Source organism: Pectobacterium brasiliense (assembly GCF_016950255.1).
Lineage (GTDB): Bacteria > Pseudomonadota > Gammaproteobacteria > Enterobacterales > Enterobacteriaceae > Pectobacterium > Pectobacterium brasiliense.
In genome coordinates this window covers 2,635,084-2,660,071 of sequence record NZ_JACGFN010000001.1, presented here as the reverse complement: position 1 = coordinate 2,660,071, position 24,988 = coordinate 2,635,084, and the positions used below count along the sequence as shown (strand labels likewise).

The window sequence follows — 24,988 nt, the reverse complement described above, 5'->3', positions numbered from 1 at the left end:
CGAAGGTAGATTAGTCGTTTCTCGGTTCGTCAGGGTCCGATCCCAGACGTTTCCCGCAGTCCAGCTTGGCAATTTCACCCAGCTCGTCTTTATCCAGACGGAAATCAAACACCTCGAAGTTTTCCTTGATACGCGACGGCGTGACCGATTTAGGAATCACGACCAGCCCGCAGTCGAGATGCCAGCGGATCACGATCTGTGCCGGCGTTTTGCCGTATTTTGTCGCCAGTTTACGGATAATAGGATGGTCGAAAATGCCTTCGCCGCCCTGCGCTAGCGGGCTCCAGGATTCAGTTTGGATATGGTGCGTCGCATTCCAAGCGTGGAGTTGCCTTTGCTGGAGAAGGGGGTGAAGTTCGACCTGATCGATAACCGGCAAGACGCCCGTTTCTTCTTTTAGCCGCTGTAAGTGGTGAATATGGAAATTGCTGACGCCGATGCTTTTCGCCAGACCCTGTTCCTGAAGTTTGATGAGTCCGCGCCAGGCATCCACGAAGGTATTCTGTTGCGGGAGCGGCCAGTGGATCAGGTAGAGATCGATATAATCTAACCGAAGTTTTCTCAGGCTCTCTTCCAGCGCTTTTTGGGGATCGGTGTGATCGCCATTCCAGAGCTTGGTGGTGATGAACACCTCTTCACGCGGCAGGTTCGCGGAACTCAGTGCCTGACCAACGGCCTCCTCGTTCTTATAAATCGCGGCGGTATCGATCGCCCGATAACCGATGGACAATGCTTCAGTCACGGCGATCACCGTGTCCTCACTGCTTGCTCGCCAGACACCAAGGCCCAACTGGGGCATGATATTGCCGTCCGCCAGCTTAACTTTCGGTTGCGTCATCTCATTCTCCTTTTATATCCGTTAACCCATAAAAATATCATAGGGTTAACTGGATGGGCGGCCTGTTCATACCACGGCCATAGGGCAACGTGATCCCTCTCAGGAACAGGCATATGATTTCATTCTAGTAGAAAAATTCGTCGGCTATATAGTGCCTGATGATAAAGGGAGCCGATTGGCTCCCTTTAACAGACACAGCATTGAGGGTATATCATCTGATATAGGCGTGGTTTAAACGATAGCGTTTTCTCCTGTAACTCGAATGATTTGGTGAAGAGGCGCTTAGCGCGCCGCTTCGTAAATCTTCTTGCTTTCTTCCAGCGTGATGTCGCGATGTTCGCCCAGAGCGGTCAGGCCGTGCTCGCTGAGTTTGGCGACCAGCGTCGGAATGGAACTGCCATCCAACTGATAGTCAGACATACGGGTCGGTACGCCCATTGTCTCGAAGAAGTCACGTGTGGCGGCAATTGCGCCGTCGATGCGCTGATCTTCGCTACCGTCACGCAGGTTCCAGACGCGCTCGGCGTATTGCAGCAGCTTGTCGCGCTTCTGGGCTTTTCTTGCCGTCAGCATGGCAGGAAGAACGATAGCCAGCGTCTGGGCATGGTCAAGGCCGTGCAGCGCCGTTAATTCGTGTCCCAGCATGTGGGTTGACCAGTCCTGCGGCACGCCTGCGCCAATCAGACCGTTCAACGCCATGGTCGCGCTCCACATTACGTTGGCTCTGACCTTGTAGTTCTCCGGTTCAGCCAGCGCGCGCGGGCCTTCTTCAACCAGCGTCAGCAGTAAGCCCTCTGCAAAACGATCCTGTACTTTGGCATCGACGGAATACGTCAGGTACTGCTCAACGGTGTGAACGAAGGCATCGACCACGCCGTTTGCGATCTGGCGAGCGGGTAGGGTGTACGTCACGACTGGGTCGAGTACGGCGAAAAGCGGTTGAGTGTGGCGTGAGCGGAAAGCGAGCTTATCGTTGGTCGATTTACGCGTGATGACCGCGCCGTTGTTGGATTCCGAACCGGTCGCTGGCAGGGTGAGCACCGCCGCCATCGCGACGCCGCGATCGATTTCCGCGCCGCCGGTTTGCAGAATATGCCACGGGTCTTGTGCAGCCTGATAGTCTGCGGCGGCAGCGATAAATTTCGTGCCGTCGACGACAGATCCACCGCCAACCGCCAGCAGGAAGTCAATCTTCTCCGCCCGGACGACCTCGACAGCTTTCATCAGCGTTTCGTAAGTCGGGTTCGGCTCAATGCCGGAAAACTCACGGACATTGCGGCCTTCTAAGGCACGATAGACCTGATCCAGCACGCCATTGTGCTTCACGCTGCCGCCGCCGTAGGTGATGAGGATACGGGCATCGGCAGGAATTTCTTTGCCTAATTCAGCAATCTGGCCTTCGCCAAACAAAATCTTGGTAGGGGTATGAAGTGTGAAATTTAGCATAGGTTATTTGTCCAGTTTAAAGCCCTGTTGGAGGATCGCGGGTAAGACTTTCGGGAAATAAATGTGCTGATAGTAGCTGGCGGTGTTATCACCCCAGTTGTCGCCGTCTGCGCGGCCGGTTTGCTGCCAGTGTGCCACCAGCGTGTGGTTATATTGCTCAATCGCCGCAGGCAGAACGTCCTGATGATAGGTTTCATCATGGCGGAAGGAATTCAGCGGCAGGCGCGGTTTCTGATGCGCTGGGGTATCCACGTAGCCAATCGCAACGCCTGCAACGGGGAACGTCAGTTCAGGCAGTTCCAGAAAGTCGATCATCGCCTGTGGGTCGCGACGAATGCCGCCAATAGGGACGATGCCCAGCCCAAACGAGCGTGCGGCGGCCATCAGCGTGCCGAGTGCGATGCCGACATCCGTTGTGCCGGAAATCAGGCTTTCGAGGCTTTCATGCGCGTGCTGCTGCTTGTCGCTCATGGCAATCCCAACCTGCGTTTTATGCATATCCAGCACTACGGTGATGAAGACCGGTGCCTGGGCAATCCACGGCTGGCCGCCAGCCAATTCGGCAATGCGTGCTTTGCGTTCTGGGTCGCGGGTGACGATGAGCGAGACCTGCTGAGAGTTCACGGACGTCGGTGCCAGATGCGCAGACTGAATAATGGCATCCAGCACGTCATCGGGAATCGCTTTATCAAGATAGCTACGTTCACTGCGGTGTGAGGTGAACAGTTCAATCGTTTTATTCATGTCTTTTCCCGTGGGATGAAAGGATAACGGTATGCTCAATATTGTCATCAACCCACGTAAGACGTTCAATGCACATTTCTGTTTGCTTATTGCCTATTTCTCCAAAACACAGGAGAAAAGGGTGGTAATAATTCGCGAGTATGTCATTTTGTTTCTTCTGTCAGGAGAGAGGCTTCTGACAGGGAAAGCAAACCCGTAGCGAGAGAACACCATTTTGACGCAAACCCAATACATGTTGACGGACAGCCAAAGCATGTCGACGGAAAGCCAATGCGAGCAGCTTGTTCAGAAACAAGATGTTCAGAAACAAGATGCACAGCATCCAGCAGAACAGCAGCAAAGCGTGCGGCAGCGCATCGTGCAGCAGGCAATACGGTGTTCAGCTAAAAGCTGGGCCACGCCTTCGCTCGTCCCGCAGGTCAAAATTCTGTATACGGAACAGCACCATCCGCGTGTGCCGGTGATGTATGAACCGACGATCGTCATCATTTTTCAGGGCCAAAAGATTGGTTATTTGGGCGGGAAAACGTTCCAGTATGACCCGGAAAACTACCTGTTGATGACGGTGCCGCTGCCGTTCGAATGTGAAACGATAGCCAGCGTTGAACACCCGCTGGTGGGGATGGCGATCCGTATCGATATCCAGATGCTTCAGGATTTGCTGATCGACATCGGTGACGATGACAGTGCGATCCGTCCTTGCTCCTGTACGTGCGGTGTGAACAGTGCCCCGCTGACCGATGAAATTTTATGTGCCGTTGAACGGCTGCTGGATGCGATGAATAACCCGCGTGATGCTCGCGTGCTGGGGCCAGCGATTGTGCGCGAGATTATCTATCATATGCTCTGCGGTGAACGTGGTGCGGCGTTACAGGCGCTGGTGAATCGGCACACGCACTTCAGCCAGATTGCTAGGTCTCTGCGACGTATTGAAAACCACTATGCCGATAGCCTGAATGTGGAACAGCTGGCGGCTGAAGTGAACATGAGCGTTTCGGCGTTTCATCACAACTTTAAGGCCGTCACCAACACATCGCCGTTGCAGTACCTGAAATCTTACCGCTTACATAAAGCGCGTGTGTTGATGATCAACGAGGGGCTGAGAGCGGGCGTTGCGGCGGCCCGCGTAGGGTATGAGAGCGTGTCGCAGTTTAGCCGGGAATTTAAGCGCTATTTCGGTGCGACGCCGAGCGATGAAGTCACGAGAGCAAAGGCCAGTAACATGGCGGTAGAGGAAAGCTGAAGACGTGAAGAAAGCGTGCCGTTGCCCGATTAGGCGACCGCACGCTTTTTGCGCCACACCATGACAGCCATGCCGATCAGGCCGCTAACCAGCAAAATAATCGGGAGCAGGATCAGCGCGGTCATCACCTGATCTTCATAGCGTTTGACCAGCGGGATGTGGCTGAGCGCATAGCCGAGCGTGACAATCCCGCCGACCCACAGCAACCCACTGAGCCAGTTGAAAATCTGAAAGCGCGTATTGTTTAACCCGGAAATGCCCGCCATCGTTGGCAGCAGCGTGCGGATAAACGCTAAAAAGCGGCCAACCAGCAGCGCCATCAGGCCGTGGCGGTGAAACAGGTGATGGGCTCGCTGGTGGTAATGGGCGGGAAGCTGCAACAGCCAGCCCTTTACCAAACGCGTATCACTTAACCAGCGCCCTTGAAGGTAGCTGAGCCAGCAGCCGAGGCTGGCAGCGATGGTGAGCAGAATCATCGTAGGGAAAAAGCTCATCACGCCTTTGGCAATCATGGCACCAGTGAGCAGCAACAGGCTATCGCCAGGCAGAAAAGAGGCAGGGAGCAGACCGTTCTCCAGAAACAGTGTCGTGAACAGAATGCCGTAAACCACCCAAATGACGTGGGGGTCGGCCAGTGCACTAAAATCCTGCTGCCAGAGCGCCTGAATAATGTCGTGAACCACACTCATATTACTTCCCGCCAGTGACGATATTCACTATCTTTCAGGTTGCGGCGTGGGACGCTGGGCTACCTGAAATCTACTGCTTATCAAGCCCTAAGATCGATATGGGCAAAACGCCTTGCCGCATGATGAGGATACGACAGGGCTTAATGCTTAGTTTTGGTTAAGGTAACGCGGTTTTTGGGTAAGCGTTGACTCATGATTATCATAACGCATTACCCACCGCGCCGCAGGGGAAATCAAGATACGGCGGTTTTATGGCCGTCACACTTTCTATATTTTGTTTCCTGCCTGTATTTTATTTCCAGCGGTGAGCTTGCTGACGCCTTGCCAGACTAGGCGCTCAGCCTGCTGAAACCCGCGGCCAGATCGTCAATCAGATCGTCACTGTCTTCAAGTCCAATATGTAACCGAATAAGAGTGCCGGTAAAATCCACGCCGCTAGCAGGACGGATGGCGGCCAGATCTTCCGGCTGATTCGCCAGAATCAGCGACTCAAAGCCACCCCAGGAGTACGCCATGCTGAAGTGTTCAAAATTGTCCAGATAGTGCGCCAACGCTTCTTTGCTTAATTTCTCTTTCAACACAAAAGAGAACAAGCCGTTGCAGCCCTTAAAGTCGCGTACGAAGAATTCATGCCCTTTGCACTCAGGTAAGGCCGGGTGGTTAACCACCGCGACTTCGGGTTGCTCCGCCAGCCATTTCGCAATGCGGATACTGCTTTCCTGATGCTGTTTGAGTCTAACGCCCAATGTGCGCAGGCCACGGCTGGCGACATAGGCGGTATCGGCATCGACCATTTGTCCCATCAGGTAAGAGTGTTCACGCAGCTGTGCCCAGCAGCGTTCATTCGCGACCGCAGTGCCTATCATGGCATCGGAATGGCCGACAATATATTTAGTGCCAGCCTGAATCGAGATATCAATATCGAAGTCGAACGCCTTGAATAAAATGCCCGCCGCCCAGGTATTATCAATCATGATAACGATCTCGGGGTTGATTCGACGCACGGCCTGGACGATGGCTGGCACATCGTGGACTTCCATGGTGATAGAGCCCGGCGATTCAAGAAAAACCACTTTGGTATTGGGCTGGATCAGTTCGGCAATATCAGCACCGATGAGCGGATTAAAATAGGTGGTGCCGACGTTCAGCTTGTTGAGCACTTTCGTGCAGAAATCCTGCGTGGGTTCGTAGGCCGATTCCGTTACCAGAATATGATCACCAGCCGCCACGAAAGAGAGGATCGCGTTAGAAATGGCAGCCGCACCACAAGGATACAGCGCACAACCTACGCCGCCTTCCAGTTCCACCATCGCTTCCTGAAACGAGAAATGGGTCAACGTGCCACGGCGCCCATAGAACAGCGCACCTTTGGCGCGGTTAATCGTGGCGTGTTTCTTGTCTTGTACTGTATCAAATACCAGAGAGGACGCGCGCTGAATAACGGGGTTGACGGAGCCGTGGGTGAATTTCTTGCTGCGTCCTGCGGCGACTAACGCTGTTGCCGTTTTTTTGCTTGTCATAACCACTATCACCTTTTCTGTTCAGTTCTGCCGGATGACTCACTACGCCGACGATTCCCGACGGCGAACGCGGAGGGAATGGCGGGGGCACGATTGGATTTATAAGCGTTCGATTGATGAGGTCTACGTTATCACGGCTTGGGCGGCGTGTGGGCTTAAGTAGGATAAGATGGGAGGTAGATGAAAACATTTCAGGAAGAATGCAAGAAGCGCCATGTTATTCGCGATAATTCAAAAAACATAGCGCAATACCGATCGTTTAAAGATCGAGATACCGGGGGCTACACGGTACGAGGCATCCCTGCGGGAACCTCATCACCGTGTTTCCCCCTATAAAATGCAAACGCATTTTAAATGCCACTTGTGGCAGCCCGTTAGGGCGAGCACAGGAACTGGGCGAGTAAATCCATACTTAGTCACCAACATTAGCGCAATTGGGTGTGCGTTAACCCGTATGGACGCCAAAGAACTTAGGCAGCCAGAGCGAGATGGCCGGAATATAGGTGACCAGCATCAGCACAAAGAAGAGCCCACAGTAGAAGGGCAGCATCGCTTTAACGACCTGTTCTATCTTCTGCTTACTCACCGCACTGGCGACGAAAAGCACCGACCCCACCGGTGGTGTAATCAGGCCGATCCCGAGGTTCACCAGCATGATCATGCCGAAATGCACCGGATCGATGCCGAGCGAGTGGGCGACAGGCAGCAGAACAGGCGTCAGGATCAGGATCAGCGGCGCCATGTCCATCAGCGTACCGACCAGCAGCAGCATGATGTTAATCCACATCAGGATGACGTATTTGTTATCCGAAATGGAGGTGAAAAACTCGGTAATGCGGCTTGGCAGCTGCATGTAGGTCATGATGGCGCCGAACGCGGCGGCGAAGCCGATCAGGATCATTACGATCGTGACGGTTTTCACTGTGCGGTACATCAGCTTAGGCAGTTCTGACCATTTATAATCTTTATAGATAAACATGGTCACGAAGAAAGACCACAGGCAGGCGATGGCCGCAGATTCGGTCGCGGTAAAAATACCGGATAGGATCCCGCCCATGATGATGACGACGGTCATCAGCCCCCACAGGGTATCGACAAAGATTTTCAGCGCCTGACGGAACGGTACGCGTTCGCCTTTTGGATAACCGCGCCGATGTGCGAAACCGACGCACATCACCATCAGGGTCAGGCTGAGCAGCAGGCCAGGCAGGATCCCCGCAATAAACAGCGAAGCAATGGAAACCGTACCGCCAGTGGCCAGCGAGTAGATTACGGAGTTGTGGCTCGGCGGTGTCAGAATGGCTTGCACGGAGCCGCTGGCGGTGACGGCGGCGGAGAAGTCGCGTGGATAACCTTTCTTCTCCATTTCTGGGATCATCACCGAACCGATAGAGGCGGTGTCTGCTACTGAGGAGCCGGATATCGCGCCGAAAAACGTCGATGCGACAATATTAACCAGCGATAAGCCGCCGCGAATAAAGCCGACGAAGATGTAAGCGAAGCTGACCAGCCGCCGTGCGATACCGCCTTCGGCCATAATGGCCCCAGCCAAAATAAAGAAAGGGATCGCCAGCAGCGAAAATTTGTTCACGCCGTTGGTAATCTGAATCATGACCGCTTCAAGCGGCAGATCGATCCAGAACGCGCCAACAATCGCGCTCAGCCCTACTGCGTAGGCGACGGGAACGCCGACCGCCAACAGCACTGCCAGCGTGGCAACAAGAATAAATGCATCCATGGGATTGGCTCCGAATTAAGCACTGCCAAGCATGACCACAGGGCGTTTATCCTGCGGGCCGAAAAACATTTTTTCGATGATAAAGAGCACGGTGATTAACGATCCGATAGGCAGTGGTAAATAGCTTTCACCTGCGGTTAATAATGGAAATTCCGCAACGGGCTGTTCCCATAATTCCATGCAAAGCACGGTGCTGTAATAGAGAATAAACAGGCTGATTAAAAGCATCAGAAGATTCGATAGATGAATGCAAACCTTCTTACCGGATTCTGACAATCTATCGGTCAACATGCTGACGGCAATATGTGAGTTAGAACGGTAACTGACTGCCGCACCGACAAAAGTAAACGTCACCATACAAATAATCGAAATGGGTTCTGGCCAGGATAATGCCGCATTTAAAACATAGCGTGCGAATATGCCGACAGGAATTATTAGCGTCATAATTAATAACGCCAGACCAGAAACCCACATGGCAATACGATAGAGTACATCCATACTGGAAAGATAAGACTGTGCCATTTTTCCACCTATACTCACTTCGCTGAGTGATAAGCAAAGGATCATTGTTGATATCAGGCTATTAATGGTGGCGGATAAATAGCAGGCTATTTATCCGCTGAGATGAGGTACTGATTATTGGACGTCAGCAACGGCTTTAATCAGATCCTGATATTTGGCACCAAACTGATCGCGAACGGGTTGGGTGGCTTTGAAATAGTACTCGGTATCAATTTCATGGAACTGAACGCCGCCGGCTTTCATTTTATCCAGAGATTGCTGAGTATATTCATTCCACAGCACGCGCTGTTCTTGCTGCGCTTCTTTCGCCAGCTTCAGGATAAGATCCTGATCTTCCTTGGAAAGCTTATCCCATTTGGTTTTGGAATACAGGAACAGTTCAGGAATAATGAAGTGGCGGCTCCAGGTGAAATTCTTGGCAACAGGCATGTAGTTATGTGCAACATAGGTCGGCGGATTATTTTCGGTGCCGTCAATCACGCCGGTTTGCATGCCGCTAAAGACTTCGCTAGTGCCCATGGCGATGGCGTTAGCGCCCATGGCTTTCAGCGTTGCAAGAGCAACCTGACTGGTTTGAACGCGAATTTTCATACCCTTGAGGTCTTCTGGTTTCGCTACCGGTTGTTTGGTGATTAAGTTACGCGTGCCTGCGTCCATCCAGCCCAGAAAAATCAATTTTGATTTACTGCTATGAGTAATCTTGTCACCAATTTCCTGACCGATTTTTCCATCCAGCACTTTATGCAGATGATCTTCATCACGGAAAATATAGGGCAGCGTGAAGACTTCTATTTCCGGTAAAATAGCGGCAACGGGCGTCATGGATACACGGATAATATCAATCGCACCGAGCTGCGCCTGCTCAATCATTTGTTTCTCATCACCTAATACCCCGCCGGGGAAGGTTTTAATTTCCAGCCTGCCATTTGTAGCGGCTTTTAATTTTTCTCCCATTTTCTGAACGGCAACGACATTAGGGTAACCTTCAGGGTGAACATCAGAGGCTTTAATTTGTTGTGCCTGAATCGCTTGGCTCAGCAGGAGTGCAGTAGAACCCAGACAAACGCCGATCAATGTTTTCGACAGCTTCATTGAATTATCTCCAGAGGTGGGTGAGATTATCGATAATCAAAGGGTGATTTAAAAATATAAACCCATGAAAATAGCGTAATGAAGAGTGGGTTTAATGATGAGAAGAAGACCGCCTATTACGTATTATTGTGGCGTGAGTCAGTATTCTCTGTGAATTAAGCTAACCTATTATACAACTTCGTAGAATGACTCGTGTCACAAAAGAAAAAGCTAATATGAAATGCTGTTTTATATGGGCTTTTTTCCTATTTGACTTATAGGAATATACGTAACTTGGTGTTTTTATTTATCTTATTATGTGCATATGTATCTATTTATTTCAGTGAACTTATCGCCAGTCATCATGAAATGGTGTGATAACTTAATGTTGATCACAAAAAACCGATCGTAAAAACCGTGGCTATCGCACCGTGTTTTAGGGGATCTCCCGCCTGATATATTCCTGAATGCTCTTCTTCTTGTCGTTCTTATGCTTTTCCTATCGATGTTCGAGAAATACCCCCTTAAACCCTGTCAAAACGCAAGGAAAGTGCGTTATCTGATGTAAATAATAATGAGAACGACTATCAATTCGTTCAGGGTTTGGTATCATTTCAGGCTGCGTTATTGCGTCATAGTACCTGCGGGTATCGTACTGAATGAATGGTGGAGGCACAGCGTGAAGATGGCTGTCAGTAATACAACTCAACAGGTGTTATCAACCTGGCAAAAAAAACGTGGTGCGTTCAGCGCATTTTCCCGTAGCGTGCTGGTTATCCTGCTGTGTACGGCGGGACTAAGTGGAAATGCGTTTGCGGCTCCAGCAACGGCACCGTTATCGACAGAGAATGCAGCACCCGTCGCTCAGCCTGCTGCTGCGTCGCCTTCCGCTCCTGTGACGACCGATGCGCAGGCCCCAACGTCAGCCCTCTCGCTGCCTGCCAGTGCGGCACCGGGCACCAATAACCTGATGAAAACCGATTTGTCCGTCTGGGGTATGTACCAGCACGCCGACGCCGTGGTGAAAACGGTGATGATCGGTTTGCTGCTGGCCTCCGTAATTACCTGGGCGATCTTCTTCAGTAAAAGCGTTGAGATGTCTGGCGCGAAACGCCGCCTGCGCCGTGAGTATCTGGCGTTGGAACAGGCTAAAACGCTGGACGACGCGCTGGAAACCGCAGACGCGTTCAAAGCCGGTAGCGTCGCACAGCAATTGCTGATTGATGCGCAGAACGAACTGGAGCTTTCCGCACGTTCTGATGACAACAACGGAATTAAAGAACGCACCGCGTTTCGTCTGGAACGTCGCGTGGCGGCTACCGGGCGTCACATGGGGCGTGGTAACGGCTATCTGGCGACGGTCGGCGCGGTTGCCCCGTTCGTTGGGCTGTTCGGTACGGTATGGGGCATCATGAACAGCTTCATCGGTATCGCACAGACGCAAACCACTAACCTGGCGGTCGTTGCTCCGGGTATTGCCGAAGCCCTGCTGGCGACGGCGATTGGTCTGGTTGCTGCGATTCCTGCGGTGGTCATCTATAACGTCTTTGCTCGTTCGATTGCTGGCTACAAAGCGATGGTCGGCGATGTGGCTGCACAAGTGCTGCTGCTGCAAAGTCGCGATCTCGACGTGGCTGCCAGCAACGATAACCGGGCGTCTTCAGCAGCGCATAAACTGCGGGTGGGTTAAGTCATGGCGATGCATTTGAAGGAGGACGTGAGTGATGACGGTGAAATGCATGACATTAACGTCACGCCGTTCATTGACGTCATGTTGGTTCTGCTGATTATCTTCATGGTGGCGGCTCCGCTGGCAACGGTAGACATTCGTGTCGATCTGCCGGCCTCATCAGCAGCACCGCAGCCGCGACCTGAAAAACCGCTCTATCTGACGGTAAAAGCAGATAAGCAAATGTTCCTGGGTGAAGAGGTGGTTAGCGAGCAGTCGCTGGCGCAGGTGCTGGATGCGAAAACCAGTGCCAACAAAGAAACGACCATCTTCTTTCAGGCGGATAAAAGCGTCGATTATGAAACCATCATGAGCGTGATGGATTCACTGCGTAAAGCGGGCTACCTCAAGGTCGGCCTGGTCGGTGCGGAAACCGCTGCCGCTAAATAACGGCCAAGGGTTGTGTTGTAAGAAGGAGCGCGGACGTTCAAACCGCGTTCCTTTTTTTACACCTGTAGGTTTACATCTGGGTGATAGGGCAGAGTGGTTGGGCGTTAGCCTACGCCCGAGAGTCAGGATGACGCCAGTGAATCCGCGTTGGGATATAGCGTCGATCTTCTTCAAGCGGCTGTTGTGCAATCAGGCTGGTCACCATTTCAAAGCTGCTGCGCGCCAGATTTTCACAATCCTGCGCCACGGTATCGATCTTCAGCGGTAAGCAGTCAAACAGATAGTGATCGTCAAAGCAGCACAGTCGAATGCCGCTTTCCATCAGGTTATGCTGGTTCATATAGCGCAGCACGCCTTCCATCAGGCCACAGGCGGCAACAAACAGCGCTTTTGGCGGACGACCCAGCGTCGCACACAGCTGAGCAAACATTTCATAACCCGCGCTGGGGTGATAGCTACCGTGAATAACCCACTCCGGCTTGCAGTCGATACCTGCGCGCGTGAGTCCAAGCTGGAAACCTTCCAGACGGTGGCGAGTCGGGGAGATTCGCGGCTGCCCGCCAAGGAAATAGAATTCATCACGATGCTGGCGAGCGATACGTTCGACCATTTCCGCCGTGGATTCTACCGCTTCGGAAATCACCATCGGCAACGTGGAATCACCAATCACCCGGTCAAACTGCACGACGGGCAACTGCTGATTAATTTTCTGATATTCGACATCGCTTAACAGGCTGGAAGCGACAATCAGGCCATCGACCTGACGCTGCACCAGACTGTTGACCGCCATCATCTCCTGACTGGCGTTTTCGTCGGTGCAGGCAATCAGCAATTGTAGCCCTGCTTCACGGCACAGCATTTCCAGCTCGCGGGAAATCACGGCAAAGCCGTAGTTGGTCATTTCCGGCACCACTAGCCCCAGCGTATTGCTGCGTGAGGAACGCAGCGAACGTGCGTGGATGCTGGGCTGATAACGTTGCTCGTGTGCGACGGCTAAAATGCGATCGCGGGTTTCATCAGAAACGCGAAACTCTTTGCTGCGCCCGTTAAGCACCAGACTGGCGGTAGATTTTGATACACCAGCCAGCGCGGCGATGTCACTGATTGTTATGCGTTTAGTCGGTTTCACCGCGAGGTCTGCTATCAGAAAAAAGGGACGTTATTCTATCACGCATGGCGCTAACAGCCAGTGCTGTAGCGTTAATTGCCCAGAGCCGCTGAATGTCACGATTGCCTCGCTTTCCGGGAAATAGCGTGCAGACATCACGGCTTCACCGTCGTTGATGAAAATTTCAACGCTGGAGCGATCGCACAGGATCTGCAATTGGTTCAGATCGCCGCGCCAGTAGCGGTGCTCGGGCTCGCCGGTGCGACGGTTACGTCGGCTCAGCGTAACACGTTCACCGTCCCAACAGAGAACCAACTGGGAAGCGAGGTTGAGCTGGAATTCTCCCTGCACGGTGATGAGGATTTCCGCGCTGCTAGTGTCCAGTGGAGACGCGTAGTCTGCGGCACCCTGCCAGGTATAATGCTGTCCGCGCAGCTGTTGCAGTTCACGAGCAGGACGTTGATAAACGCGATCGTCATGCAGCGTGAGTTCACGCGGACAGGTCATGGTATGGATCCAGCCATGTTCGATCGTCGGTTCAAAAAATTCATTGTCGTCAGGAATCGACATCCAGCCGAACAGCAGGCGTCGCCCGTCTTCACTCAGCGTGGTTTGTGGAGCGTAAAACTCGAAGCCGAGATCCAGTTCGTGGAAATCCTGATGCGGGTAAGCGCCGCTTTTGTAGTCGAGTGAGCCGATGAAATAGCCAGCCTGAAAGGTATTCAGGTAGCGTTCCTCTTTGGCGGGAACGCCCTGTGGGCAGCAAATCAGAACGTCTCTGCCATCCAACGGGAACAGATCCGGGCATTCCCACATGTAGCCAAAATCACCGAGCCCGCCCAAACGGGAACCGGCGATCTCACCGATCTTTTCCCACGCCAGCAGATCGGCAGAACGGTAGAGCAACACTTTGCCTTGCAGATCGAGATCCTGTGCACCGAGCACCATGTACCAGTGGTCATCATGACGCCACACTTTGGGATCGCGAACGTGGCCAGTGTAGCCGTCGGGGAGCGTCAGAACGGCTCCCAGTTTGTCATATTCACCGTTAGGATTCTCACGGGCGAGACATTGGAATGCGGTACGTGAGCCGTCATCGTATTTCACGTTACCCGTGTAGATCAGCATGATTGCCCCCTGATCTACCACGGCAGAACCAGAGTAGCAGCCGTGGCTTTCGTAGCTTTCGCTCGGCACCAGCGCGACGGGTTCATGCGTCCAGTTCACCAGATCGGCGGAACTCCAGTGCCCCCAGAATTTCGCTCCGTGGGCACAGGCTAAAGGATTCCACTGATAAAACAGATGGTAACGCCCGTTGTGATGAATAAATCCGTTCGGATCGTTGAGTAAACCAACGTTCGGAGACAGATGCCATTCCGGGCGATACGGATCTTCCTGTTTCCGTGAATGGCCTGACATCAGGGCGTGCGCCATGCGCTTTAGTAAGTGGACTTCCTTCATTATTCGCTATCCGTTTTATATTTCAGCAGTAAGGAAATGATAAAGGCAGCACCGAACGCAATTAACATCCCAATCAGGTAGTTAAGCATTGAGCCCCCTTGCACAATCGCCAGTCCCGGAAAACCGGTCAGTCCGACGGCCGTCATATTGACGTGATTGAAGACCACCCATGCGCCACCGAGTGCACCGCCTGCCAGCGCCGCCAGGAACGGTTTAATGAAGCGCAGGTTGATACCAAATATCGCTGCTTCCGTGATGCCTAGCAGACAAGAAAGCCCGGCGGGAACGGCAATCGCTCGGGTTTTGGCATCACGCGTTTTGAAGTATACCGCCAGACACGCGCCGCCCTGTGCCACGTTCGCCATCGCCCAAATTGGCAGCAGGAAGTTGACGCCGATATTCGGGTTGCCAAGCAGTCCAGCTTCAATGGCATGGAAGCTGTGATGGACGCCAGTGATCACGATGACGGAGTAGAGGCCGCCGAACAGCAAACCGGCCAGCCAGCCAGCGTGCGTAATCAATGTGCTGAGAACCAAAGAAATGCCATCGCCCAGCGCACGCCCCGCCGGGCCGATGAGCAGCATGGCGACAAAGCCGGAAATGATGACGGTCAGGAACGGCGTGACGATGATGTCCAGCGCATCCGGTACGATCTTACGCAGGCGTTTTTCCACGATGCTCATGAACCAGACGGCCAGCAGGACCGGAAACACGGTGCCCTGATAGCCGATCATGGCGATGTCCATGCCGAAGAAATGCATGGTCTGGAAACCACCGGCGACGCCCCAGGCATTGGTCAACGCTGGATGAGTCAGGATACCGCCCAGCGTCGCGCCCAGATAAGGGTTGCCGCCGAATTCCCGCGCGGCAGTAAAGCCGATCAGAACAGGCAGGATAATAAATGCCGCGGAGCTGAACATATCCAGCATCACAAAGATCGCGCTGCTGGAATCGACCCAGCCGTAGGTCTTGATCATGCCGAGCAGCCCCATCAGCAGACCGGACGCGATAATCGCCGGCATGATAGGGACGAAGATGTTCGATAGCAGGCGCGCCAGACGTTGCAGCGGGTTCAGTTTTTTCGCGGCAATAGAGGCCGCTTCGGATTTGCTCGATTCACTGATGCCTGCCGCTTTGATGAACTCGGCATACACCTTGTTAACCAGCCCTGTGCCGAAAATGATCTGCATTTGTCCGGCGTTCTGGAAGCAGCCTTTAACGCCGTCGACGTTCTCGATCGCTTTCTTGTCAGCCAGGCTGTCATCATTCAGCACCAGACGCAGGCGAGTCGCACAGTGAGCAGCACTGGCGATGTTCTCTTTCCCGCCGAGAAGGGGGATGAGCGCGGCGGCGGTTTTGTTGATATCCATGTTATTCCTCTTCTTTCTATAGGATATGCGGTTTCTTTGGCGTCGATTAGCGCATCATCGACGCCAGGTTCAGGCAAGGATTAGAACCAGGTTTCCATCTGGATACCGAAGTTCCATTCGCCGCCAGCTTTAAAGCCGGTGGAGCCGAACGTATCTTCACTGGAGTAGTTATCCAGTCGTTTATCCCAGTCCATGTAGCTGGCAAACACGCGCAGTTCAGGGCGGCTAAAGAAATTGCCGATATCGCCAACCTTGAACGTCGGTGCGAAGGTCAGCTTGTAGAAGCCGCCGCTCACCTGATTCAGGCTGCGATAACCGCGCGGATCGAGGTCCATGTATTGATAGCTGCCTTCATAGGCCAGTGCAAAGTTTTCGGTGATTTCCTGAATCAGGCGCGCATTAAACGTCACCCATTCGTAGCTATCACCGCTGACGTAACGGTCTTTGCTGGTTTGCGCCAGAATGGACGGCGCGAAGCTCCAGGTTTTGTTCAGCGCAGTGGTACCGTAAGTCGCAAACCGCCAGGTGTTGGCATCGTTGGTCAGGTTGCCGTCGGCACCGATGTTTTTCACTTCGCCACCCAGACCGTGACCGTAGAGGATCGCGGTTTTCGATGTCCCGTCGCGCAAGCCGTAGAAGCTGTCGCCGTGGTAAGCCACCATGGCGTGATAGCCTTTGTCGCCCGCATTGGTATTAGTAACGACGGTGTTATCGCGGCTGGTACCCGTGTTTTCTTTTACGTCGTTGTTCTTCGCGGTTAATCCGCTCAGCATGAACTGGAATGGCCCGACGTAGTTGTTAGCGGTAAAGACGTAGTTTTTGATGTCGTTATCCAGCGAGGTAATTTCGCCGAGGCTGCGGCCATACAGCGAGAAGTTACTCTTGGCGCTATCCGCCCATTTCACGTCATAAATCCCGCCGCCGGTGCCTGCGAGGAAGACCACGTCGCTGTCCAGCCAGTGAATATCGAAGTTATCGCGGTCGAAGCGTTTACCCGCCCACAGCGTGGTGTCCTTAAAGGCACCGGTGAAGGTTGGCAGTGAACCCAGTTCGACGAAAGCTTCACGAATGTTGAGGTCGCTGGTGGCCGCCGTCCAATCGTTATAGCTGCGCTGGCCGTCCGCCATCATCACCTTGAAGCGAGTGGTTGCGCCGTTATCCAGCTTCTGTTTGTGCTCCAGTTTGATCTCGACGTAGGTGTCGTCTTCATTGCCTAAACGGCCAATATGTCCGCCAGTTTGACCCGCAGGGGACATGCCCGGTCCAATATCGGTTTTGGAACTGGTGGCAGAATCATTGATCGACAGGCCAGAACGTGCGTAGCCGTGGAATTCAAATCCATCAGCGAACGACTTCTGCTTGGCCAGCGCCGTTGTACGCTGTTCCACCTGTTGGGTTTTTTGTTCGGTTTGGGTCGTGCGGGTCGCTAACTGCTGGGTTTGCTTTTCAGCGGCATTAGCTCTGGCTTCGGCGGCCTGAGCGCGGGCTTCAGCCTGTAGCAGACGCTGTTCCATGGCGTTCAGGCGGGCTTCAATACTGTCGGTGTTGGCAGCGGAAACATAAAACGGGGAGGAAAGTAATAATCCTATCGTCACAGCAAGGTGGCTTGGTTTCATTTTTTCGTTCTCGTCGTGAAGGAGATTTATTGTTTTTGGATTTTTCGTGTTTAGCTAAATTGCTAAACCGGTTTTTCATGAGGAAAATAAAAGCCAAAAGAAGGGTTAGCAAGAAATTTCACTCGCCCGATTCTGTAACTGTGATCCTGACTACAAAACCGGGCGGTAACCGTATCAAAAGAGGGGATTAGGGCTTGGCTAAGGGCATGCGTGCAACTGCTGAGCGTAAGGGAGTGCGGTCATCGCGCCTTTTGCCGTGGTAGCCAGTGCGCCGCACTGCTGCGCCTGCTCGATAATTGGGTCCCAGCTAAGCGGCTGTGAAAGGTCGTCATACTGCGCCAGGCCGTGCAGCAAACCGGCGACGAAGGCATCCCCCGCGCCGGTGGTATCGACGGGCGTTACCGATGGCGCGGCAAAGTGTTGTAGCCGATGGCGATCGTGCAGCCAGACACCTTCGCCGCCCAGCGTCACCAGCAAGAGCTGGGTAGGGTAGCGCTGCATAAACTGCTGAATCCCCGCTTCAACATCCGGTGTCGAACAGAGAAAGGCCAGTTCTTCACGCGATAGCTTCACCACGTCGGCCAGCATCAGTGCCTGTGTCAGACAGTCGCGCAGTTCCTGCTCGCTTTGCCAGAGGTCGTCACGGATATTCGGGTCGAAGCTGATCCATCCCTGTGCGGCTTTCACCTGCCGCATCGCCGCAAATGCGGTACTGCGCGAGGGCTCCTGCGAAAGTGCGATGGAACAGAGGTGCAGCCACTCTCCCCGGTTGAACACCGGCAGGTCTTCCGGTTGTAAAAACAGATCGGCGCTCGGGCGTACCATGAACGTGAAGGTGCGTTCCCCTGTTTCATCAAGGCTAACGACCACGGTTGAGGTCCGATGGAGCCTGTCGTGTGCCATGTAGCGAGTATCAACGCTTTCCCGTTCCAGCACCGTTTTTAGAAAATGGCCAAAAACATCATCGCCAACGCGACCAACAAAGGCGCTGTTTCCCCCGAGCCTGGCAATGCCGACCGCTACATTGGCGGGCGCACCGCCAGGGCATTTCAGATAGCGTTCCGTATCTTCCGGTATGAGATCGACAACCGCGTCGCCCATGACCCAAATTCTGTTTGCCATAACGTTACTCTTATCAATGATAATTAGACTGTTTGCTAAAATAGAAGAATCGGTTTAGCTAAGCAATACTCTTCACCGCAGAGACGCACCCACATCAATAAAACGCACATTTCCACATCGTGTTGGCGAAAATTTATGCGATAGTCATCACGTTGCCACGGTCATCGGACTAAATAAACGGGCCTGTTATCCGATATCTATGGGGCGTGGCTGAATTAAGCCGGAAATTAAGCCGCAACAAAAAGGACGAATGGAGAAGGATATGCATTACCCCACCTCTTTCCGGGTTTGCCCCGGTGCGTAATTACAACCTGCTTTGGGGAATATGGGCGATATGGGCTTTATTGGTTATCGTCTGGCTTATTGATATTTATAGCGAATTTCCCCTTCGATATTACGGTCAGGGAGTGGCTGCTGTACTCGCCGCAAGTGCCACGATCGCATTTTTTTATACTGTTAAAAGGAATAACACGATGTTTTCATTCGATAAAAACAAAAAAGACGCAAAAGAACCGCAAGAGCGCAGTGAAATAAACAGCTCTCCCGCTATCAGTCCATCGAACGAGTTGATTAATTCAGTGAACCCTGTGCGCGTGAAAAAAGACACCTTCATTTCTCAGGGCGCGCGTATGACGGGCTCTCTGGCCGTGGATGGCAACATTACCGTGGAAGGCCGGGTAGAAGGTGATGTGCAGTGTGATAATACGATTAAAGTGGAGCACACCGGTCAGGTTAACGGCGAAATGAAATCGCAGCAGATCGTCATCAACGGTCGTGTAGAAGGACGCATAGCCGCCAGCGTTGTAGCTATTCTGGCGCAGGGCAAAGTGTTCGGCGACATTTTCACCGATGAACTCTCCATCGAAAAAGGCGGCGTCTTCACTGGTCAATCCCACCCGCTGACCTCACCGACGCAGAGTCAGGAAAAACTGACCTACGTGGAAAAGAAAAAAGAGAAAACCAGCAAAGCCCCCGCAGAGCAAGAGAACGTTGTCGCGCTAGCGAGTAATGCGCCCACGGCGTGAAGCTCATTCCTAACCTCTGAATAATTACTTAGTCTTCCCCGCGTCAGCGGGGATAAACCGAACAGCAGGGATGTCGATTATTACGGTTTCCATATTGTCAACTTATGCCATTTACGGCATATTGTTTCCAATCTGGAAACATCAGGGAGTAAATCCAGATGCATGTTATTTCGCGGGCACCTTTCGACACTGCAACCACTCAGTTTCCGAATCAGGCGGCAGCACTTGCTGATCTATATCGGGTTATCAAACGCGAAATGTATGCAACGCCGGACGATATGAAAAAACGCTTCCCTAGCCTGGATAGGATGAAATATCGGGAAAAATGGTGGGTTATTGATATTGGTGGCGGGCATCTTCGAGTGATGTTTTTTGCTGATTTTGAGCGGGGGAAAATCTTCATCAAGCACATCATATCCCATGTAGAGTACGACAGACTGACAGAGTATTACCGGAGGAATAAAGAATGATGTACGCAGACGCCATCAAGGCAGCTAACAACCTGACGAGTATCGTACCATTCCTCGGAGGTAGCACCTCTCGTAAGGATTATGATGATGCGTTGAAACTCACTGAATATCTGATCGAGAGTGAGCCTGATAGTCCGCTAATCGATATGCTGACTGCCAAAATTGACAAATACGAGAATGATGCGCCGGAGTTTGTTGCCTTCAACGAACGTATTAAAGCACTCCCAGCTGGTATCGCTTTACTGCGTGTCCTCATGGATCAGCACCAGCTAACGCAGAGTGATTTTGAAGCTGAGATCGGTAAAAAGTCTCTGGTATCCCGTATTTTAAACGGTGAGCGCACTCTAACGCTGGATCACATGAGAGCGCTTGCTAAACGATTCGATATTCCCGTGAGTGCTTTTGTTGATTGACACGACGGTTCAGTGATTCTTGTTAAGAGCAGCATAATGCTCCGCGCTATAACGTGTTCCCCACATGGGTTCAAATCCCGCTTCTGGCTGGCGCGATGAGGGATTGCGTGTCAGTATTAAAGCACGCCATTTTTGCACCCACCGTCACGGCGAGGCGCGATGCCAATGATTTTTGTCTTCCATACGTTACCGTAAGGAGGTGATATGAAAGTTGAAGCCGCAGAGTCGTCCGTCTTTGCCAGCCAGCAGGTGATGGCGAAGCGTTCCACGGAGCATGCAGAGAAAGCGGCGCTGTCCGAACAGCTTCAGTCTTATCAGGCGGGCAGCGGTGCCGTTCCTGCCGGTGAGACGACGCGGTATGATTTCACCCGTATTAGCCCAGCCGAGCTGTATGAAACAGTAGAAGGCCTTGTCAGCAGTGGGCGGTTGGGGCGTGAAGAGGGTTCCGCGCTGCTGGGTTTTGTCTCGTCGCCGAGAGCCGAAGGGGGAAGCATTCCGCCTTCCAACGTGTTCCAGCCGATTAATGTTTTCGACACCATTCAGCAAGGCGTCGCGGGTGCATCATCCCGTAGCGAAGTGCAAAATACCGAAAGCCTGCAACGTGCCGCAGAGGCGCTGAACCGCTTTCAGGGACAGGTTTCCAGCATTAGCGTTTACGTCTAGCGTATTCCGACGCGCCGTAGTCTGATTACGTCTCTCTATCCCCGCAAATGCGGGGATAGTCGTTTTATACCGCGCCCAGCGCTTTAGGCTTCGCTCAGCGTTGGGTCTGAGCTTTGATGTCCGTCAGCAACGTGATTAGCGCCTGCACGTTATCGTCCTGCGTGCGCCAGGATGACACGCTGATGCGCAATGCCGGACGCCCCTGCCAGACGGTGCCGCCAAACCATGCTTTGCCTGACGCCTGCAACGCGTCTCGTATTGCTATCGTCTGGCTGTCGGTTTCCCCCCGCAGCAGAACCTGATTAAGCACAACCCGATTCAGTATCTCAAAACCCGCATGGCGCAGGCCGTCGGCGATGAAGGTTGCCTGTCGGCAGTGTCGTTCGACCATCTCTGCCACGCCGTCGCGCCCCAGCGTACGTAGTGCCGCCCACACCGGAATGCCGCGTGGCCGACGGGAGAACTCGAGCGTCAGGTTCTTCTGGGCATCTCGCGCCGCACTGGAGTAAACCGCATCCGCGTTCATCGCTTCCGCCAGCACGTCCGCATCGCGGCAAATTGCCATCGCACAATCGTAAGGAGTGTTCAGCCATTTATGCGCGTCCGTTGTCCAGCTATCGGCCAGCTCGATGCCGTCGGTGAGCGCCGCGTGGGACGAGGCTCTGGCCCACAGTCCGAAGGCGCCATCAACGTGAACCCAAGTACCCGCTGCTTTCGCGACGGGAATGATCTGCGCAAAGTTATCGAACTCGCCTGTATTGACCTCGCCCGCCTGCAAGCAAAGAATCGTGCGGTCGTCCAACGGAGGAAGCTGCGCCACGTCGATCTGCCCAAAAGCATTCACGGGCGCGATGCGTAAATGGCGTAGCCCAAATCCGAGTACGCGCAGCGCTTTCTTCACGGTGATGTGCGTCAGTTCTGAGATTACGACTTTAATTTCAGGCGCGCCGTTCAGTCCATCGTTGTCAAAATCCCAGCCCTGTTTTGCCAGCAGAGCACGACGTGCGGCGGCCAGGCAGGAAAGCGTGCAAGCGGTGGCGCTGGTGCCGAAACCCACGGCGCTGTCTTTGGGCAAGTTCAGCGCATCGAGTACCCAGCGGCTGGCGAGGCGTTCCAGCGTGGCGGATACCGGCGAGTTATCAAAGGTGGAGGCGCACTGATCCCAGGCGATCATTAATCGCTCGGAAGCGGCGGCGACCGGTAATGAGGCACCGATAACAAAGCCGAAATAGTTCGGACCATTGGAAGCGGTAGTAGCCGGTGAACCGACCTCATCCAGCAGCGTCAGCGTGCTTTCGGGTGAGAAGCCCTGTTGCGGCAGCGCTTCATCAAAACGTGCCAGCGCCGCGAGGGCAGCGGCATCGGGGAAAACCCGACGCTGTGCAGTCTCAGCCAGATAGCGTCGGCCGCGCTCGTCGGCATCAGCCAGTAATGTCAGTTCGCTCATGTTTTTTCCCTTATTGTTTATCAAGAAGCGTTGTTCCGCTATCACGATGTCGTGGAAGCGGTCGGTGACGGCGCTGAGGCGTGCAGCGTCACTTTCCAGAAAAGCAGCGCCGTCAGGCTGACGGCTGCGCCAAGGAGGCACACGCCTGACCAGCCCGCAGCGTCATACGCCGCTGTCGTTGCCAGCGCGCCAAGCCCGCTGCCGATGCTATAAAACAGCATATAACAGCCAACCAGACGGCTGTGCGCATCGGGATGCGTCTTGAAAATCATGCTTTGGTTGGTGACGTGAATGGCCTGTCCACCCAGATCGAGAGCGATGATGCCAACCACCAGCGCGAAGAGAGAATAGGGTGCTAGCCACAGCGGTAGCCACGATGTCAGCAGCAATAACAGGGCGATGCCGCTGACCCACTGTTCGCGGCCTTGATCGGCCAATAAGCCCGCTTTTACCGCCGCCAATGCGCCGAGAATCCCCACCAGACCAAACGCACCGATAACCGTATGAGAAAAGAAATACGGTTCGCGACTCAGCGGCAGAACCAGCGCGCTCCAGAAAATGCTCAAGGCAGCAAACATCAGTAAAGCGATGGTGCCGCGTATTTGCAACACCCGTTCTTGACGCAGCAGGGTCAGCATAGAAAGCAGCAGCGCGGAATAGCGTGGGCGCTGCCGGGCAAGCGGCTGATGCGGCAGTGTGCGCCATAAAAGCACGGCAAGCAGGAGCATCAGTAGCGCGGAGAAAAAGTACACGCTGCGCCAGCCTGCGACATCGGCGATAAAGCCGGACAGCACGCGCGCCAGCAGCAGCCCAATCACCACGCCGCCCTGTGCCGCACCCACCACGCGCCCGCGCTCCTGCGGTGCGGCAGCCGTCGCGGCATAAGCAATCAGCCCCTGAGTCATTGCCGTGCCGAGCATGCCCACGGCCAGCATGCCGATCAATAGAGCCAGGGGCGTGGTGGATAGCCCAACGGCGATCAGCGCCACGATGAGCGCACCCAACTGGACGAGCATCAAATAGCGTCGATTGAGGATATCACCCAGCGGCACGAGCAGAATTAACGCTAGCGCACAGCCAAGCTGTGTTGCGGTCATCACGCCACCAACGGCGGCGATACTGATGTGAAAATCTACCGATAGTGCATCCAACAGCGGCTGTGCGTAATACACATTGGCGACGCTGAGGGCGCTGGCACAGGCAAACAGCAAAACTAACGCGCGCGGCAATGTCGTCTGCGTGCTGTAAAGATCGCCGTCGGTGACGGATGACGTGGTATGAATAGGGCTTGTTTTCATCGTATTGGCTTTCATGGCTCAATTTGGTTTCAAAATAAAACCACTTGAAGCATAAATACTCTGGTTTTATTCTGCAACCAAAAAACGTGCGGTCAGTTTTCCGCCTGTGGGTAAGGCAGGCAGGATGAACAGGAAAAAGGAGAGGAAGTATTCATGGTGAAGCGCAAAAGTTTGAAAGAGGATGCGTGTCCCGTCGCCCGCGCGCTGGATGTGGTTGGCGATCGCTGGGCGTTGCTGATTATCCGCGATGCCTTCGACAATCGCCGCCGTTTCGGCGATTTTCAGCGCAGTTTGGGCGTTGCCAAAAATATTCTTACCGATCGTCTGCGCGCCCTGGTTGAGGAAGGTATTTTGTCCGTTCAGCCCGTTTCCGAAGGCTCGGCCTATCAGGAATATATCCTGACGCCAAAAGGCGAACAGCTATTCCCACTCGTTGTGGCGTTACGCCAGTGGGGGGAACAGCAGCTGTTTGCAGAGGGAGAACCTCACTCCCTGCTATTGGATAAACACACCGGCCAGCCTCTGCAAACCATGCTGCCGCACTCTGCGGAAGGGCAGTTAGTGGTCGGGCAGGATACGTTCGTTCAGAAAGTGGATTGAGGCAGCGTAATGCAGAAAAAACTGAGAGAAACAGGTAGCGATCTTGAGGCAATCTCCCGTTATTTGAAGAAGTTGCACGTACTGACGTTGTGCGTGGGTGAAAATTCGGAATTATGGTGTGCGAGTTGCTTCTATACTTATGACGATCAACAGATAGCCTTCTATCTAATGACGGAGTTGCAGACGCGCCACGGAGAAATAATGGCAAGGCTGCCGCAGGTGGCCGGTACGGTGAGCGGTCAGCCTAAGAGCGTCATGCTGATCAAAGGCGTGCAGTTTCGGGCGCAGGCGGTGCAGTTGGAAGGGGATGACGCGCAGCAGGCCAGAGCGCGATATAACGCGCGTTTCCCTATTGCCCGGGCATCGCAAGCGCCGATTTGGCGGCTCGATCTGATAGAAATCAAAATGACGGACAATACGTTGGGCTTTGGTAAGAAGCGCCACTGGCAGCGCTAACGTTTGTCA

At 53.5% G+C, this 24,988-nt stretch carries 24 protein-coding genes; 9 read left to right on the top strand and 15 right to left on the bottom strand.

Translation table 11 applies throughout. The features are described from left to right. Positions 1-10 precede the first annotated feature (10 nt). The 3 genes from dkgA to H4F65_RS11765 all read right to left on the bottom strand — a co-directional run bounded on the left by dkgA (position 11) and on the right by H4F65_RS11765 (position 3,028). Positions 11-838: a 2,5-didehydrogluconate reductase DkgA gene (gene dkgA, locus H4F65_RS11775; RefSeq protein ID WP_010280244.1), complete on the bottom strand. Its 828-nt coding sequence runs from the start codon at positions 836-838 to the stop codon at positions 11-13. A 282-nt stretch (positions 839-1,120) separates the two neighbouring features. Next, a complete protein-coding gene (gene yqhD, locus H4F65_RS11770; RefSeq protein ID WP_010280246.1) occupies positions 1,121-2,284 on the bottom strand; it encodes an alcohol dehydrogenase in 1,164 nt (387 codons plus the stop codon). Between the two features lie 3 nt (positions 2,285-2,287). Then, the gene (locus H4F65_RS11765; protein ID WP_010280248.1) at positions 2,288-3,028 is read right to left on the bottom strand and encodes an NADPH-dependent oxidoreductase; all 741 of its coding nucleotides are present in this window, start codon (positions 3,026-3,028) and stop codon (positions 2,288-2,290) included. Between the two features lie 232 nt (positions 3,029-3,260). On the opposite strand from H4F65_RS11765, the gene H4F65_RS11760 reads away from it, so the two are divergent. Next, positions 3,261-4,271, top strand: coding sequence for an AraC family transcriptional regulator (locus H4F65_RS11760; protein ID WP_010280251.1), 1,011 nt, complete (start codon positions 3,261-3,263; stop codon positions 4,269-4,271). A 29-nt stretch (positions 4,272-4,300) separates the two neighbouring features. On the opposite strand, the gene H4F65_RS11755 is transcribed toward H4F65_RS11760, so the two are convergent. The 5 genes from H4F65_RS11755 to H4F65_RS11735 form a co-directional block, all read right to left on the bottom strand. Further along, positions 4,301-4,960: a DedA family protein gene (locus tag H4F65_RS11755; protein WP_010280252.1), complete on the bottom strand. Its 660-nt coding sequence runs from the start codon at positions 4,958-4,960 to the stop codon at positions 4,301-4,303. A 329-nt stretch (positions 4,961-5,289) separates the two neighbouring features. Then, complete coding sequence (metC, locus tag H4F65_RS11750; protein ID WP_010280253.1) at positions 5,290-6,480, bottom strand: cystathionine beta-lyase; 1,191 nt, start codon at positions 6,478-6,480, stop codon at positions 5,290-5,292. Positions 6,481-6,925: 445 nt separating this feature from the next. Further along, complete coding sequence (locus tag H4F65_RS11745) at positions 6,926-8,218, bottom strand: TRAP transporter large permease (protein WP_010280255.1); 1,293 nt, start codon at positions 8,216-8,218, stop codon at positions 6,926-6,928. Positions 8,219-8,233: 15 nt separating this feature from the next. Continuing rightward, a complete protein-coding gene (locus tag H4F65_RS11740) occupies positions 8,234-8,740 on the bottom strand; it encodes a TRAP transporter small permease (protein ID WP_010280256.1) in 507 nt (168 codons plus the stop codon). A gap of 114 nt (positions 8,741-8,854) precedes the next feature. After that, a complete protein-coding gene (locus H4F65_RS11735; RefSeq protein ID WP_010280257.1) occupies positions 8,855-9,832 on the bottom strand; it encodes a TRAP transporter substrate-binding protein in 978 nt (325 codons plus the stop codon). Positions 9,833-10,490: 658 nt separating this feature from the next. Here H4F65_RS11735 and exbB point away from each other — a divergent pair. Both exbB and exbD read left to right on the top strand, forming a co-directional pair. Further along, positions 10,491-11,501 (top strand): tol-pal system-associated acyl-CoA thioesterase, encoded by a 1,011-nt coding sequence (gene exbB, locus H4F65_RS11730; protein WP_072152307.1) that lies wholly within the window; start codon positions 10,491-10,493, stop codon positions 11,499-11,501. Positions 11,502-11,504: 3 nt separating this feature from the next. Further along, positions 11,505-11,930 (top strand): TonB system transport protein ExbD, encoded by a 426-nt coding sequence (exbD, locus tag H4F65_RS11725; RefSeq protein WP_010280259.1) that lies wholly within the window; start codon positions 11,505-11,507, stop codon positions 11,928-11,930. 109 nt (positions 11,931-12,039) lie between these two features. Here exbD and H4F65_RS11720 read toward each other — a convergent pair whose 3' ends face one another. From H4F65_RS11720 to H4F65_RS11700, 5 genes are all read right to left on the bottom strand, one after another. Beyond that, positions 12,040-13,059, bottom strand: coding sequence for a LacI family DNA-binding transcriptional regulator (locus tag H4F65_RS11720; RefSeq protein WP_010280260.1), 1,020 nt, complete (start codon positions 13,057-13,059; stop codon positions 12,040-12,042). A gap of 30 nt (positions 13,060-13,089) precedes the next feature. Further along, positions 13,090-14,499 carry a glycoside hydrolase family 32 protein gene (locus H4F65_RS11715; RefSeq protein WP_039318996.1) on the bottom strand — a complete coding sequence of 470 codons (1,410 nt, stop codon included), beginning with the start codon at positions 14,497-14,499 and terminating at the stop codon, positions 13,090-13,092. After that, the gene (locus H4F65_RS11710; protein ID WP_010280264.1) at positions 14,499-15,869 is read right to left on the bottom strand and encodes a sucrose-specific PTS transporter subunit IIBC; all 1,371 of its coding nucleotides are present in this window, start codon (positions 15,867-15,869) and stop codon (positions 14,499-14,501) included. The genes H4F65_RS11715 and H4F65_RS11710 overlap by 1 nt, the downstream gene beginning before the upstream one ends. An 80-nt stretch (positions 15,870-15,949) precedes the next feature. Next, positions 15,950-17,485: a carbohydrate porin gene (locus H4F65_RS11705; RefSeq protein WP_010280265.1), complete on the bottom strand. Its 1,536-nt coding sequence runs from the start codon at positions 17,483-17,485 to the stop codon at positions 15,950-15,952. A 198-nt stretch (positions 17,486-17,683) separates the two neighbouring features. After that, positions 17,684-18,607 carry an aminoimidazole riboside kinase gene (locus tag H4F65_RS11700; RefSeq protein ID WP_039318992.1) on the bottom strand — a complete coding sequence of 308 codons (924 nt, stop codon included), beginning with the start codon at positions 18,605-18,607 and terminating at the stop codon, positions 17,684-17,686. A gap of 473 nt (positions 18,608-19,080) precedes the next feature. Between H4F65_RS11700 and H4F65_RS11695 the strand changes: the two genes are divergently transcribed. The 4 genes from H4F65_RS11695 to H4F65_RS11680 all read left to right on the top strand — a co-directional run bounded on the left by H4F65_RS11695 (position 19,081) and on the right by H4F65_RS11680 (position 21,178). Beyond that, entirely contained in the window at positions 19,081-19,632 is a 552-nt protein-coding gene (locus tag H4F65_RS11695; protein WP_010286709.1) for a bactofilin family protein, read from the top strand. Between the two features lie 158 nt (positions 19,633-19,790). Further along, positions 19,791-20,102, top strand: coding sequence for a type II toxin-antitoxin system HigB family toxin (locus H4F65_RS11690; RefSeq protein ID WP_010286712.1), 312 nt, complete (start codon positions 19,791-19,793; stop codon positions 20,100-20,102). Beyond that, positions 20,099-20,515, top strand: coding sequence for a helix-turn-helix domain-containing protein (locus tag H4F65_RS11685; RefSeq protein WP_010286714.1), 417 nt, complete (start codon positions 20,099-20,101; stop codon positions 20,513-20,515). Before H4F65_RS11690 ends, H4F65_RS11685 begins: the two co-directional genes overlap by 4 nt. Before the next feature lie 204 nt (positions 20,516-20,719). Further along, positions 20,720-21,178 carry a hypothetical protein gene (locus H4F65_RS11680; protein WP_010286715.1) on the top strand — a complete coding sequence of 153 codons (459 nt, stop codon included), beginning with the start codon at positions 20,720-20,722 and terminating at the stop codon, positions 21,176-21,178. Between the two features lie 94 nt (positions 21,179-21,272). Here H4F65_RS11680 and H4F65_RS11675 read toward each other — a convergent pair whose 3' ends face one another. Both H4F65_RS11675 and H4F65_RS11670 read right to left on the bottom strand, forming a co-directional pair. Continuing rightward, positions 21,273-22,625: a pyridoxal phosphate-dependent decarboxylase family protein gene (locus H4F65_RS11675; RefSeq protein WP_010286725.1), complete on the bottom strand. Its 1,353-nt coding sequence runs from the start codon at positions 22,623-22,625 to the stop codon at positions 21,273-21,275. Positions 22,626-22,666: 41 nt separating this feature from the next. Beyond that, positions 22,667-23,923, bottom strand: coding sequence for an MFS transporter (locus tag H4F65_RS11670; RefSeq protein WP_039318989.1), 1,257 nt, complete (start codon positions 23,921-23,923; stop codon positions 22,667-22,669). Between the two features lie 153 nt (positions 23,924-24,076). On the opposite strand from H4F65_RS11670, the gene H4F65_RS11665 reads away from it, so the two are divergent. Beyond that, positions 24,077-24,523, top strand: coding sequence for a winged helix-turn-helix transcriptional regulator (locus H4F65_RS11665; protein ID WP_010286732.1), 447 nt, complete (start codon positions 24,077-24,079; stop codon positions 24,521-24,523). 9 nt (positions 24,524-24,532) lie between these two features. Continuing rightward, a complete protein-coding gene (locus tag H4F65_RS11660; protein WP_039318986.1) occupies positions 24,533-24,979 on the top strand; it encodes a YhbP family protein in 447 nt (148 codons plus the stop codon). Positions 24,980-24,988 lie beyond the last annotated feature (9 nt).